This is a genomic window from Pseudorhodoplanes sp., assembly GCA_032027085.1.
In the GTDB taxonomy this organism is placed as follows: Bacteria; Pseudomonadota; Alphaproteobacteria; order Rhizobiales; family Xanthobacteraceae; genus Pseudorhodoplanes.
The window spans coordinates 3,061,387-3,074,542 of the sequence record JAVSMS010000001.1; the positions used below are offsets into that span (position 1 = coordinate 3,061,387).

Annotated in this window: 12 protein-coding genes; 6 read left to right on the forward strand and 6 right to left on the reverse strand. The window is 62.5% G+C overall.

Features of this window, described 5'->3' with window-relative positions:
• Positions 1-2: 2 nt before the first annotated feature.
• A complete protein-coding gene (locus RO009_14775; protein ID MDT3686296.1) occupies positions 3-1,454 on the reverse strand; it encodes a methylenetetrahydrofolate reductase C-terminal domain-containing protein in 1,452 nt (483 codons plus the stop codon).
• Positions 1,455-1,630: 176 nt separating this feature from the next.
• Here RO009_14775 and RO009_14780 point away from each other — a divergent pair, with 176 nt between their 5' ends.
• Entirely contained in the window at positions 1,631-2,884 is a 1,254-nt protein-coding gene (locus RO009_14780; GenBank protein MDT3686297.1) for an amidohydrolase family protein, read from the forward strand.
• Positions 2,875-3,429 carry a MarR family transcriptional regulator gene (locus RO009_14785; GenBank protein ID MDT3686298.1) on the forward strand — a complete coding sequence of 185 codons (555 nt, stop codon included), beginning with the start codon at positions 2,875-2,877 and terminating at the stop codon, positions 3,427-3,429. Before RO009_14780 ends, RO009_14785 begins: the two co-directional genes overlap by 10 nt.
• Positions 3,430-3,584: 155 nt before the next feature.
• On the opposite strand, the gene RO009_14790 is transcribed toward RO009_14785, so the two are convergent.
• From RO009_14790 to hcrC, 5 genes are read right to left on the reverse strand one after another with little or no spacing between them, the layout of a single operon-like run.
• Complete coding sequence (locus RO009_14790; GenBank protein MDT3686299.1) at positions 3,585-4,862, reverse strand: hypothetical protein; 1,278 nt, start codon at positions 4,860-4,862, stop codon at positions 3,585-3,587.
• Entirely contained in the window at positions 4,859-5,149 is a 291-nt protein-coding gene (locus tag RO009_14795) for a DUF2249 domain-containing protein (protein ID MDT3686300.1), read from the reverse strand. The genes RO009_14790 and RO009_14795 overlap by 4 nt, the downstream gene beginning before the upstream one ends.
• Positions 5,150-5,151: 2 nt before the next feature.
• Positions 5,152-6,135 carry a 4-hydroxybenzoyl-CoA reductase subunit beta gene (gene hcrB / locus RO009_14800; protein ID MDT3686301.1) on the reverse strand — a complete coding sequence of 328 codons (984 nt, stop codon included), beginning with the start codon at positions 6,133-6,135 and terminating at the stop codon, positions 5,152-5,154.
• Positions 6,132-8,462: a 4-hydroxybenzoyl-CoA reductase subunit alpha gene (gene hcrA, locus RO009_14805; protein MDT3686302.1), complete on the reverse strand. Its 2,331-nt coding sequence runs from the start codon at positions 8,460-8,462 to the stop codon at positions 6,132-6,134. Before hcrA ends, hcrB begins: the two co-directional genes overlap by 4 nt.
• Positions 8,459-8,950, reverse strand: coding sequence for a 4-hydroxybenzoyl-CoA reductase subunit gamma (hcrC, locus tag RO009_14810; GenBank protein ID MDT3686303.1), 492 nt, complete (start codon positions 8,948-8,950; stop codon positions 8,459-8,461). The genes hcrA and hcrC overlap by 4 nt, the downstream gene beginning before the upstream one ends.
• Before the next feature lie 194 nt (positions 8,951-9,144).
• Between hcrC and RO009_14815 the strand changes: the two genes are divergently transcribed.
• From RO009_14815 to RO009_14830, 4 genes are all read left to right on the forward strand, one after another.
• Positions 9,145-9,684 carry a GNAT family N-acetyltransferase gene (locus tag RO009_14815; GenBank protein ID MDT3686304.1) on the forward strand — a complete coding sequence of 180 codons (540 nt, stop codon included), beginning with the start codon at positions 9,145-9,147 and terminating at the stop codon, positions 9,682-9,684.
• Between the two features lie 49 nt (positions 9,685-9,733).
• A complete protein-coding gene (locus RO009_14820; GenBank protein MDT3686305.1) occupies positions 9,734-10,189 on the forward strand; it encodes an Rrf2 family transcriptional regulator in 456 nt (151 codons plus the stop codon).
• Positions 10,190-10,316: 127 nt separating this feature from the next.
• A complete protein-coding gene (locus RO009_14825; GenBank protein MDT3686306.1) occupies positions 10,317-11,888 on the forward strand; it encodes a benzoate-CoA ligase family protein in 1,572 nt (523 codons plus the stop codon).
• Positions 11,881-13,101: an acyl-CoA dehydrogenase family protein gene (locus tag RO009_14830; protein MDT3686307.1), complete on the forward strand. Its 1,221-nt coding sequence runs from the start codon at positions 11,881-11,883 to the stop codon at positions 13,099-13,101. The genes RO009_14825 and RO009_14830 overlap by 8 nt, the downstream gene beginning before the upstream one ends.
• Positions 13,102-13,156 lie beyond the last annotated feature (55 nt).

A 13,156-nucleotide genomic window follows, 5' to 3' on the forward strand; every position in this document is an offset into this window, starting at 1 on the left:
GTTCAGGCTTGGAGCGCCACGTCCGCGCGTGTCGTGCGCAGCCCCGATTCGATGATGGCCTGCACGAGAACGTCTTCGTTGCGGTAGCCCATGAGATGGACGCCGCCGATGCCCTCGATTTCGGCAAGCTGCTGAATCGTCTCGACGAGAATAGTCTTCGCTTCCGCGCGCTGGTCGGCGGCGCTCTCAATTCGCTTGAGCAACGATTCAGGAATGTTGACGCCCGGCACGAGCTGCGCCATCCGGCGCAGGGCCTTGGCAGAGCTCAGCGTGCCGACACCGACGATGATGGTTGCGCGTTCATGCAGCCCGCGCGCACGCACGTCCTTCATAAAGTCGGACAAAGCCGCTACGTCGAAGCAGAACTGCGTCTGGATGAAACGCGCGCCGGCCGCGATCTTCTGGGCCAGGTTGGCGACACGGTCGCGGAACGGTGGCGCGAACGGATTGATCGTGGCTCCCAGAAAAAGGTTCGGCGGCGTCGCGATCTTGCGACCGGAATTGTAGGTACCGCCGTCGCGCATCTTGCGGGCGATGCGCAGCAGCGACACCGAATCGAGATCGAAGACGGGCTTCGCTTCCGGCTGGTCGCCCCGGCTCACATCGTCGCCCGTCAGACACAGGACATTGCGGATGCCGAGCGCGGCGGCGCCCAGGATCTCGCCCTGGATCGCAATGCGGTTGCGGTCGCGGCAGGCGACCTGCCAGACTGGCGTAAAGCCATGTTGCGTCAGAATGGCCGAGGCGGCGACGCTCGACATGTGGCAGTTGCCGCCGGCGCCGTCGGTGATGTTTATCGCATCTGCCAGTCCGGTGAAGCGCGTGGCGTGTTCGACCAGCACGGCAGGATCGGCGGAATCGGGTGGTGGCACCTCGACGGTCACGACGAAGCGACCGGAACGGCACGCCTGTTCGAAGGGGTGGATTTCACGCGGTGGCTCCGGGATTGCGGCTGTGGCCGGCGCTTGCGTCGACAGCGTGCCGTCGATGACCTGGATCCAAGTCGAGCGCCCGGCCCGGCGATGATCGAGCGGGGGGAGCGCCTTCGCGCCTTGATTGCTGTCCCAGCCTATGCGTTTGCGGCCTTCGGTCGCTTCCACCCAGACGCACCGCATCTGCGGCTTGACCTCGCACATGCCGGCCGGGCTGACGCCGCCGCAGGGGCCATTGCGCATGCGCTTGGCGCAATTGAGCGGGCAGGTCATGCCGGTCGACGAGAGCACGCATTGCCCGCACATCTTGCAGTCGAAGAAAAGGGCCTTGCTGGCGCTCTCGAGCGGCGTGAGCATTCGCTCCGCCCGGTCGGGACCTATGGCGCGCAGCGCGCCTCGGAGATGAGGTACATAGCGGGAGCAGGCGTCGTAGACACGCTTCAGGCCGAACGCGTGCCGCGTGCTCCAGTGCCGCAACGCCTCCATCTTGTCGCTGCCTCCCGGCGCCCACAAAATCTGCAAGTAGCCGATCTTGTGTCGTCTCCGTATTCGGAAACCATTCGTTGACTTATCAACTAAATGGCCCGGACGGCCTCAACCTTGATTTCAATCAAGTGCGGGCGGGTAATCTGCGCTCAATTATGCTGCGAGGCGCTGGCTAATTTTACAGCGCAACCGGTGGGCAGGAGCCCATGAGAATGGCGATTCGTCGTATCCGCGTGGAATCCTGGTTCGACGGCATCGCGCTCCATGTCGAAGGGCCGCACATGATCACGGTGGCAGACGGCACGATCACGTCAATCGTGCCAGCCTGCGAGACCGACCCTGCAGACATGTGCGGTGCTTTTGCCATGCCGGGGCTGTGCGACGCGCACGTCCATTTGTTCCTCGACGGCTCGAGGCTTGATCAGGCTGAACGGAATGCGCAGGTCCGGTCGGGCCCGCCGGAAATGCTTGCGGTCGCGCGCAAGAATATCGACGAGAGCTTCCGCGCCGGCGTCACGCTGCTGCGCGATGCCGGCGATGCCTTCGGCATCAATCACACCATGCGCCGGGAGCTTGGCATAGATGGCATTGACGGCACTGTCACGCTGCGTTCGGCCGGCACTGGATTGCGGCGTGCGGGCCGCTACGGCCGGCTTCTGGCGCGCGAGATTGGCGATGCCTGCGACATTGCGCAGGCTGTCGACGCTGCCGCGGAGACTGCCGACGATGTAAAAATTATCCTGACCGATATTGTAGATTTCGAAACGGGGGAGATGAAAGGTCCGCCTCAATTCGACCTGGATGAAATGCAGCTCATCGTTGCGCAAGCGCACCGGCTCGGACGCAAGGTCTTCGTCCATTGCAGCGGCGCAGATGGACTTGCCATTGCGGTTGCAGCCAAAGTGGACTCGATCGAGCACGGCTATTTCATGAACAGCGAAATTTTGAAGCGGATGGCCGATGCGCAGATCGCCTGGGTGCCGACCTTCGCCCCTGTTCGCTTTCAGCTCTCACGGCCGGAAATCGCCGGCTGGAGCCAGGCTGTAATCGCCAATCTCGACCGAATCCTGCGTTCGCATAGCGAGCAGGTGGTGCTCGCGCATGAACTCGGCGTGCCAATCATGGCGGGCTCGGACGCGGGGAGCCCGGGGGTCCCCCACGGCAGCGGTTTGATCGACGAGCTAAGCTATATGCGTGAGGCAGGCCTTCCCCTTGCTGCGGTGATCCAGTCCGCAACCGGAGAACCGCGCAGGCATTGGGGAATCCCGGCCACCACTCTAGGCGTCGGACAAAAGGTGGATTTGGTGCTTCTAAAGACATCGCCGTTTCCCAACCTGGGTGCCCTGCGCGAAGTGCTCGCGATCGTCAAAGGCGACATGGCTCTCGACGTCATCGCCGGTGATCCTGCGCGGCGATCCTGCTCCTTGCCGCAGGAGGCCCCGGCGCAGAGCGCAACATGGACATGAAGAGAAAGTCCAAACCGCCGCAAGTTCCAAGCCGTTCGCGCAACGTATCGCGCGCGTCCGCACAGGCTCTCGATTTCGGCACCTATATCCCGGCCTATCTGACCTTCCTCGCTGGCAAATTGTCGAGCGGTGCCTCCGCAGCCTATCGGCCGCGCTTCGGAATCGGCATCACCGACTGGCGGATCATGGCGCTACTCGCCGCCGAGCCGTGGGTCGTGGCAAGCCATATCTGCAATTCGACCGGCCTTGACAAGGCTGCAGTCAGTCGTTGCGTCCGCTCGCTGCATGGCCTCGGCCTCATCGACATTGCGCTGGACAGCCAGGATCAGCGCAAGCAGTTCATTGCGTTGACGCCCAAGGGCGTCGCTCTGCATGATCGCATCGTTGAGTTGGCCCTTGCCCGTGAACAGGCGCTTCTGGAAGGATTGTCGGAATCCGAGCGCAAGACTCTATTGCGGCTTCTGATCCATTTGGAGAAGCGGCTGCGCGCAGTCAACGCGGTGGGTGCCACACGCAAGCGAGTAAGAAAACCGTCGCCCTGTTGATCTAGGGTTGCGCGCAGCCACAGGCTGATCGACAGCTCCGCGAGCGGTTACTCGGCGCAGGATTTCGCAGAAGGTGTTCTCGCATTGATTAAGCCACTGGATGCGAGCCCGGGTCCTCATTCAGCATTGGCAAGATCGGGATAGGCGTGTGTCAGTTAGGCTGACGCTTGCGATCTCACCACGCGGTAAAGCACATCGAGTGTGAACCAGGCGAAAGCGATGGCGCCTATAATTGCCACCGCTGTGCCCGCGCGCACCAGGAGAGCGCTGTCGGCAAGGATTGCCGTTGACAGGATCGCAAGCGCCGCGAAATGGCAGCCTGCATGCAGTTTCAAGGACTGCGAGCCAGAAAGCTCCGACATCGCCGGCGGCGACTGTCCCTTTGTGCGCATCATGTGCATGGAGGCTAGGAATGGCACGATCCGCTGCAGGATTCCGAGCAGGAAAGTCAGGAGCCAGCCGAACAGGAACAGGAACCCGAACAGGGTCGCACCATTCGGGCCCGCCAATCCGTGCAAGGCCGCGAGGCCGACGAGCAGCGTCAGCACCAGCATGACCCAGGACATGCGCACCAGCACGAACGACAATCCCAGTCGCTTTCGCATTCCGGTTCGCAGCACTTGCCACATCTGCGCAAGATGGATGGCTGTTGCGAAAAGACCTGACAGGGCGGCGGCGGTGAGCCACATCGTATCAGCGGCTAATGCGCCGGCGGATCCGGCAAGAAGGGCGGTTATTGCGAGAGCAAAGGCGGCGAACGACCAGTTCTGATGCGGTGCTCCCGAGAGTGCAAACATCGGGACCAGAACATAACTGAAGCCGATGGCCAGGAAGCCCATGAAACCAAAGCCGGCCAGAATCAAATGGGCAAGAGCCACGGCGCCATGATCGGCCAGCACGCCATGCTGATAATTGCTGGCCAGCACGAGCCCCAATGCGGTGACGGTGAGGAGCGAAGCCAGCGCCGCCCAGCCATAGGCCGCAACCACCGGCAGGCTAGCGGCGCGTCGCAGATTGTCGCCGAGCAGGATGGCAAGCAGGATGAGCGCGGCAGTGACGAGGGACGCGCCGACGATCAACCCCGTCGTCTGCGCCGCATACATGCCGAATGCCTGCAATAGCAGGCCGGGCGCCAGCATCCAGAACAGAAGCTTGATTGGCCAGACGGCGGCCAGCGGACGGCGTGTGGCGACCGGCAGGAGCTGCACCGATGCACCGGCGGCCGTCATCGTGAGAACTCCCAACGTGAACACGTGCACGGCTGCCAGAACGGGGCCCAATCCGCCACGGAAACCCGGGGCCATATCCGCGCCGATAAGAAGTACAATCCATCCCAGAACGTGGCAAACCGAAGCCATGGCGAAGAAACGGAGCGGTACCGACATCGGCAGGAGCCGGCTTTTCGCGCCGCCGAGGAAGGTCGCCATGGTCATGGATGCAAGCGAACGATTTGCAGCCGGACCTCATGGTCGCATCCCGGGTCACCGCATTCTGACGGCAGGACCTCGTAGCTCCAGCCTCGTTCGTCCAACTCCGGATAGAGAAAGATTGGCTCGCGATCGAGATGGGCGATCACGCTCGATGTCTCTGGCGCATCAAGCAGCTTGAGAATCTCTATCATCGGCTCGGGCGGATTCAGGCCGCGGACGTCGATGTGAAGGCCATCGGCGCTTTGCCAGACGCGCGTCGTATCGTCCCCATGATTATGGGCATGCGTCAAGACTACTGCTCCGATTCCAAAGCCAGCTCGTTGACAAGCTTGCGGGCTATCGCCGCCGCCGCCAGGCGGCGGTATTGCGCCGATATAACCGTGGTGCGCATCGGCTGCACCTGCTTTTGCACGAGCCGGTCGATTTGCGTCAAAGTATCGTCATTGACAGCTTTGCCTAGCAAGGCCTCGGTTCCCTCAAGCACGAAGGGGCGCGAATTGGTGCCGGTCAGCGCAATCCGGAGGCGTTGAATGTTCTTGCCATCCAGAGCCAATGCGACGGCAACGCCGGCCAGTGGATAGTCGATGGCGTCCCGCACGCGGACCTTGCGATAGGCCGATTTCAGGGTGGGGGGCGGGAGGCGGACGGCGATGATGATTTCGCCATCACGAAGACTGAGATGAGCGCGCCCGTCCTCGACATAAAGGTCCGCGAGGGGCATCCACCGGCGGCCGTCAGGCCCGGCCACCTCAATTTCGGCACCGAACACGAGCAAGGCCGGAGCGAGATCGCCGGTAAAGGCGGCATGACAGCGATTTCCTTGCGGCGCCACATGGCAGACATCACCGCGGTGTTTCAGGCAATAGCCGTTGGCGTGCCGCCACCATTCGCTCTGATTGTAATAGACGCAGCGTGTATCCAGGCATAGATTGCCGCCAACGCTGCCCATCCGCCGCAGGCCCGGGCCGGCAATCGCCGCCGCGGCCTGCTGCACCGCGCGATAGAACTGCCCGACGGGGGCGTGCCCCTCCAGCTCGGCGATGGTGACGCCCGCACCAATTCTTGCGCCATTTTTCCCGATTTCAAGGCCGCGTAGTTCGCTTACCTCGGAAAGGTCCACGAGCAGCGTTGGCGCCTCCAGGCCATGCCGCACGTTGACCATGAGGTCGGTGCCGCCGGCCAGCCAGGCGCTTTCGCCGTTTTCCCGCCGAGCGGCAATCGCCTCGTCAAGGGCGCGCGGACGCGCCAGCCGGAACTCGGGCATCAGCATGCTCATGACGCTTTCCTCCTGGCTCCGGCGAGCCGCGCCTCGCGCCGGCGTGCGACCAGCGCTTCCATGACGCGGTCGGGCGTCACAGGCAACTCGTTCAGTTCGAGGCCGAGCGCATTGGCGATGGCGTTGACGATAGCCGGCGGCAAGCTCGCCAACGCACCTTCGCTCGCCTCCTTCGCCCCGAACGGCCCGTTCGGATCGTTGCTCTCGACGATATGGATTTCGATGGGGGGCGATTCCGAGATGGTCGGCACGCGATATTCCAGCAAGCTGGCATGCAGCGGCAGACCGTCGGCGTAGCGGGTTTCTTCGCTGAGCGCCTGGCCCATGCCCATCCACACTGAGCCTTCGATTTGCCCCTCGACCGCCAGCGGATTGATCGCGTGACCGCAGTCGAGTGCGGTCCAGATCTTGTCAACCGTGACCTTGGCCGTGGTCTCGTCGACGGTCACCTCAACAACGCTCGCGCCATAGCTGAAGCCCATCGTCGATCCGACGGCGCCGCCGCGATGCTTGCCGCCCTGTGCCTCCGGCGGGCAGGTGAACGTGCCGGACACGGTGACCGGCCCGCGATCGACGAGCGCCGCCTCCACCACCTCGCCAAACGGCACGATGGATTGCGGCGAGTTGCCGATCCGGAAGGTCTCGCCCACGCATTCGATCATGTCGGGCGCCGCTTCGAGCTTGCGGGCGGCCGCCTCGGTCAGGATCGCCTTCAGTTTGCGCGCGGCATCGATCGTCGCATTGCCGACCATGAAGGTGACGCGAGACGAATAGGAGCCATTGTCCTTTGGCGTGATCGCGGTGTCGGCGGCGACAACCCGGATGCGCTCGAGCGAAATGTCGAGCGTTTCCGCAACGGCAATCGCGACCATGGTGGACGAACCCTGGCCGATATCGGTGGCGCCGGTGAAAGCGGTGACACCGCCGTCGTAATCGACGCGCAGATTGACCGTCGCATGCGGCTCGCCGGTGCGATGGATTGGCTTGGCCGAGCCGCTGACGTAATGCGAGCAGGCCATGCCGAGTCCCTTGCCGGGCGGCATCTTGCCGATACGCTCATGCCAGCGGCTTGCCTGCTCGACCTTGTCCAGGCATTCGCCAAGCCCGTAACTGTTGACCATCAGGCCATTGAGCGTGAAGGTCGGCGCCTGCAGCAGGTTGGCGCGCCGCACGGCGAAAGGATCGAGGCCGAGCTCGCGCGCCATGCGATCGATCAGGGATTCGAAGCCGTGGCGCGTGATGACGCCGCCGTGACCGCGCATCGCACCGCAGGGCGGCAGATTGGCGTAGACGCGGTAGCCGTCATACTTCACCGCCGGAATGTCGTAGAGGCCCTGCAGCAGGGCGCCGGCATAGAGGATGGTGACGACGCCGTAGCCCGCGTAGGCGCCGCCGCGCTGCACAACCTCGGCTTCGCAAGCCGTGATGCGACCGTCGCGCCGCATGCCGAGTTTCAGCTTGATCTCAGTCTGCGGCCGCGCGCGATGCGTGAGAAAGGTTTCCTCGCGGGTCAGCTGCATCATCACCTTGCCGCCGGCGGCCCGCGCCAGAAGCGCGTTGACGATCTCGAAATTCAGCACCTCGACGCGGGCGCCGAAGCCGCCGCCGATGAACGGCTTGATGATGCGGATGCGCGAGGCGTCGATGTCCATGCAGCGCGCCAGCATCAGATGCAGGTAATATATGACCTGCGACACGCTCTGCACGAGCAGATGTCCGCTCACCGGATCGTATTCGGCAAGCGTCGCGTGCGGTTCGATCTGCGCGTGATTGACCTCGGCGCAACTGATGGTCTCTTCGCGAATAAGGTCGGCGGCGGCAAAACCGGCGGCGAGGTCGCCGAATTCGTTATGCACCTCGCGTTCGATATTACCGGGCTTGTTGTCGTGCAGCAGGACCGCATCGGAGGCGCGAGCTTCCGCCGACGTGTAATAGGCCGGCAGTTCCTCGACCTCGAGTTCGATCAGGCCGAGCGCGCGCTCGGCCGTTTGGGCGTCGACGGCTGCCACCGCCGCAACCGGTTCGCCCCGATAGCGCACGCGGTCGCGCGCCAGCGGATATTCGTTCATCGCGATCGGCAGCACGCCATAGGTGAACGCGCAGTCGTCGCCGGTGATGACGGCGATCACTCCGTCGAGCGCCCGCGCCTTGGAGATGTCGAGGCGGATGATCCGTGCGTGGCTGTACGGGCTGCGGAAAATGCGCCCGACCATCGCATCGTCATGCTTGAGGTCGGCGGTATAGCGTGCGCGGCCGGTAACCTTTTCGACACCGTCGATAAGAGGGACGCGGCGGCGCTCTGCGAGCGGTTTGGTTGCGGTCGTCATGAGCCGGCTCCGGCCGCGGTCTTCACGGATTCGATGATCTTTATGTAGCCGGTGCAACGGCAGAGATTACCGGACAGCGCTTCGCGAATGTCGCCATCGGTCGGCTTCGGATTTTTTCGCAGCAGCGCCTCGGCCGCCATGATCATACCTGGAGTGCAGAAACCGCATTGTGCGCCCAGCGCCTCGTGAAATGCGCGCTGCAGACGACTCGGCCGTCCTTGGGTGGCGAGGCTTTCGATGGTCTCGACCGATCGACCTTCGCAGCGGGCCGCGAGAGTGATGCAGGCAGGCACCGCTTCTCCGTCAACCAGGACGAGGCAGGCTCCGCATTCGCCACCGTCACAGCCGGACTTCACGCCGGTCAGACCGGCGGTATTACGGAGATAATCGATGAGGAGAAGATTGTCTGCGACGGCGTCTTCGCGCCAGCGACCATTGACCTGAATTCTGAGCAATCGTTTTGCGGGAACGGCCCCTGCAGTTTGCATTGGCTCCTGCTCCAGTGTGGCTGAGCACGGCCACATTCGACCGTATTGGCCATGCAGCCGCGTTCGGCCCTGGCGCACCATGACTAAAGTCAATTTGGTAATGTCTTTGAGGCCATGCTGGTTATTTCGGTACCGAAATGCCAGAATTGTCTGGTGGGCGTTCCTAGTCGGCCGACAGGGTAGAGGAGAAAGGCATGAGCGAGCCGCGCAGACAGCGTTCCAGCCGACATGGCCGTCACGACGTCCCGAAGGGTTTAGCCGACCGTGTGTCAGAGGCGAGACGGCTTTCGTTGAAGATCCGTCGCGTAAGATCTGAAGACGTTCCCGCCATAATTGCGCTCGACAAGCGGATCACGGGATTGGCGAAGCCGGAGTATTGGGAAGACGTGTTCAAGCGATATGGTCGGCGGCGGTCGCGGGAGCGCTTCTTTTTTGTTGCCGAGCCGTTGGAGACGGATGGGTCGTTACTCGGGTTCATCATTGGCGAAATTCGCGCGTGGGAGTTTGGATCGGGTCCATGCGGGTGGATTTTTGCGCTATCCGTCGAACCGAGTGCGCGGCTTCGCGGCACCGGAGAGGCATTGTTCAACGCCATCTCGGCTCAGTTCAAAGCGGCGGGCGTGACCAAGCTGCGCACCATGGTCGCGCGCGACCACCCGCTCCCAATGCAGTTCTTCCGCGGAGAAGGGATGGTGGCCGGCCCGTATATCCAACTCGAAAAGGAGCTCGGTTGATCATGATCACCGCGATCGTGAGTGAATCTTCCAGCCCCCGGGTCCGATCGTGAAACTGCAGATCGCAAGCAGGATTGCCATCTTTGCTCTGCTTGAGCTGGCAGACGAATCCGATCGTCAATTGTCGGTTGCCGAAATTGGCCAGAAATACAGGCTGTCGAGTCATCACCTGGCCAAAGTCATGAACCAGCTCGGCCGGGCCGGGATGGTCAGTGCCGTGCGCGGGGCGGGCGGCGGTTATCAATTCTCCGGCAATCCGCGACGCGTCACCTTGCTCGACGTCATCCAATTGTTCGAGCAGTTCGGATCGGAAGATGGCGAGGGGGCTGAACCGGGAGAGGGCACGTCGGAGGGTGCGATCCTGCGGCAGATCATGACTGAGATCGACGATATTGCCCGCGCAACCTTCGGGTCGATTACCATCGCCACGATGCTGAAGATGCGGGAGCGCCAAAAGAACGCGCAGCACACGCTCTCAAAACGACGCAGGCGGCAGAGCCGCTGAGCGGCTCATTAGTGCCGCGCTGCGCCCACGGACGTGGGCTATCTCAAAATGACCGAAGTCAAGGATCGCGTGGGATTCCTGCGCTCCATATTCATGCAAGGATGCTCGACTTCAACCTGATCGACTCATGCTCACACAACGTACCTATAACGCCGCCGTTGATTTCGTCGATCGCAATGTGCTCGAAGGGCGTGGCAACAAGACGGCCTTCGTCGATCCGTCGCGAAATATCACATATGCGGAACTGCTGGACGGAGTGGCGCGTGTTCGACCGCTGCTTGAGCGGTTTGGCGTCGAGCGTGAAAATCGAGTTGCCTTGATCCTGCTCGACACGGTGGACTTCCCGCTTCTGTTCTGGGGAGCCATTCGTGCCGGCGTTATTCCGGTTCTGCTCAATACACGATTGACGGCTGACCAATATCGATTCCTGCTGGAGGACTCCCGCGCCAAGGTCGCTTTTGTTTCGGCAGCGTTGCTGTCGGTGGTGCAGGAAGCGGCGCAGGGTCTCTCCACGTTGAAACAAATTGTCGTGGTTGGTGGCGGCCCGGAAAATATGCCGCGCCTTGATGTTTTGCTTGCCGGTGTGAATGCGCAGGCCGCGCCGGCAGAGACCTGCGCCGACGAGGTCGCCTACTGGCTCTATTCGTCCGGCACGACGGGCGCACCAAAAGGGGTGATGCATGTTCATGCGACCCCGCGAAACGTGTCGATGCTTGCCGGACAAGGCCGCATTGGAATTCGTGAGGACGACGTTGTCTTTTCCGCAGCGAAAATGTTCTTTTCCTACGGCCTCGGCAACGCAGTCCTCTGCCCGATGTGGGTCGGTGCGACGACGGTCCTCTATCCCGAACGGCCGACCCCGGCCACCGTCTTCGAGACATTGAGCGGCTATCAGCCGACCATGTTCTATGCCGTGCCGACCCTCTATGCGGCGATTCTCCAAGACCCTGAATGCATACGTGAACGCGGGTCGCAGCGACTGCGCCTCTGCTTTTCGGCGGGGGAGCCGTTGCCGGCGCATATCGGTGAAATGTGGCGGGCGCGCTTTGGCATCGACATCGTGAACGGCGTCGGCTCGACTGAAATGGGCCATCTGTTTCTCACCAACATTCCGGGCGCGGTGGAATATGGCACTTCAGGCGTTCCGGTGAACGGCTACGATTTGCGCCTGGTGGACGAAACTGGACGCGAAGTCGGCGACGATGAAATCGGCGAGCTGCTGGTGCGCGGGGAATCGGCGGCCGCGGGCTACTGGAACCAGCTCGCGCGGTCACGCCGCACATTCGAGGGTGAATGGACCCGCACTGGCGACAAGTACATGCGGCGCGCGGACGGGGTCTACATCTACATCGGCCGCGCAGATGACATGTTCAAAGTGAGCGGAATCTGGGTGTCGCCCTTCGAGGTGGAGGCTGCTCTCATTGCTCATGAATATGTGCTCGAGGCCGCGGTTGTTCCGGCGCAGGACGATCATGGATTGATCAAGCCGAGAGCCTTCGTTGTGCTCAAGGAGCAGCAGGAGGCGTCGCAGCGCTACATCTATGAGGAGCTGAAAGTCCACGTAAAGCGCACGATCGGTCCATGGAAATATCCGCGTTGGATCGAATTTGTCGACAGTCTGCCAAAGACGGCAACCGGCAAAGTCCAGCGCTACATGCTGCGCGATCGGCCGCTCAACGGGGGGCGTTCGCATGGCTGAACCGAAAATCCGCGCGCCCGATCTTGCTCATCTGAACTGGCCTTTCTTCGAAGAGGCGCATCGGGAATTTGCGCGGGGGCTCAGTGACTGGTCAGCGAGCGAAATCGACAAGCACGTCGATCACGCGGACGTGGATCACTCCTGCCGTGCCCTGGTGCGCGCGCTCGGCGATGCGGGTTGGCTGCGCGCGATTGTGCCGGCGGCTTATGGCGGATTGTCCGAGCAGATCGATGTGCGCCGGCTTTGTCTCGCTCGCGAAATTCTCGCGTGGCACGACAGTCTCGCCGATTTTGCATTTGCCATGCAGGGGCTGGGCACCGGTTCGATCTCGTTGTTTGGATCGGAGGCTGTGAAGAAGCGCTATCTGACAGCGACCTGCAGCGGCAGACAGATTGCAGCCTTCGCGTTGTCCGAACCGGAGGCCGGTTCAGACGTCGCCGCGCTGGCTGCGACAGCGAGCGCGGATGGGGCCACGCATGTCCGGTTGAATGGGAAAAAGACCTGGATTTCGAACGGGGGGATTGCCGACCATTACATTGTCTTTGCCCGGACGGGCGAGGGACCCGGAGTCAAAGGCTTGTCCGCCTTCGTGGTTGATGCGGATACGCCGGGGCTGTCGATCGACGGCCGTATTGAAATCACCGCGCCGCATCCGCTGGCCACGCTGAAATTTTCAGATTGCCGCGTTCCGCTCAGCCAGCGACTCGGCGCGCCGGGCGAGGGCTTCAAGGTCGCCATGGCGACGCTCGATATTTTCCGCGCGACTGTTGGCGCGTCGGCCTTGGGGATGGCGCGCCGTGCGCTCGATGAGGCGCTTTGGCGAGCGCGAACGCGAAGATTGTTTGGAGCGCCGCTCGGCGACCTGCAGCTTTCACAGTCCGCGCTGGCCGACAGCGCGGTGGATATCGATGCCGCGGCGCTGCTCGTCTACCGAGCCGCCTGGGTCAAGGACAGCGGCAAATCCCGAATCACACGCGAATCCTCGAGCGCGAAACTATTTGCAACAGAAATGGCGCAGCGCGCGATTGACCGCGCTGTGCAGATGTTTGGCGGGCATGGCGTGCGCAAAGGCATCAAGGTCGAGGCGCTTTATCGCGAGATCCGGGCATTGCGGATCTATGAGGGCGCCAGCGAGGTGCAGAAGGTGATCATAGCACGCGAGATGCTTAAGGCGGATTCGGCTGAAACGAGGATCGAGCAAGCGGCAGGTTGACATGGCACATAAAGTGAAGACGCGGCTCCGGCCGGCAGACACCGGCAGTATGTTG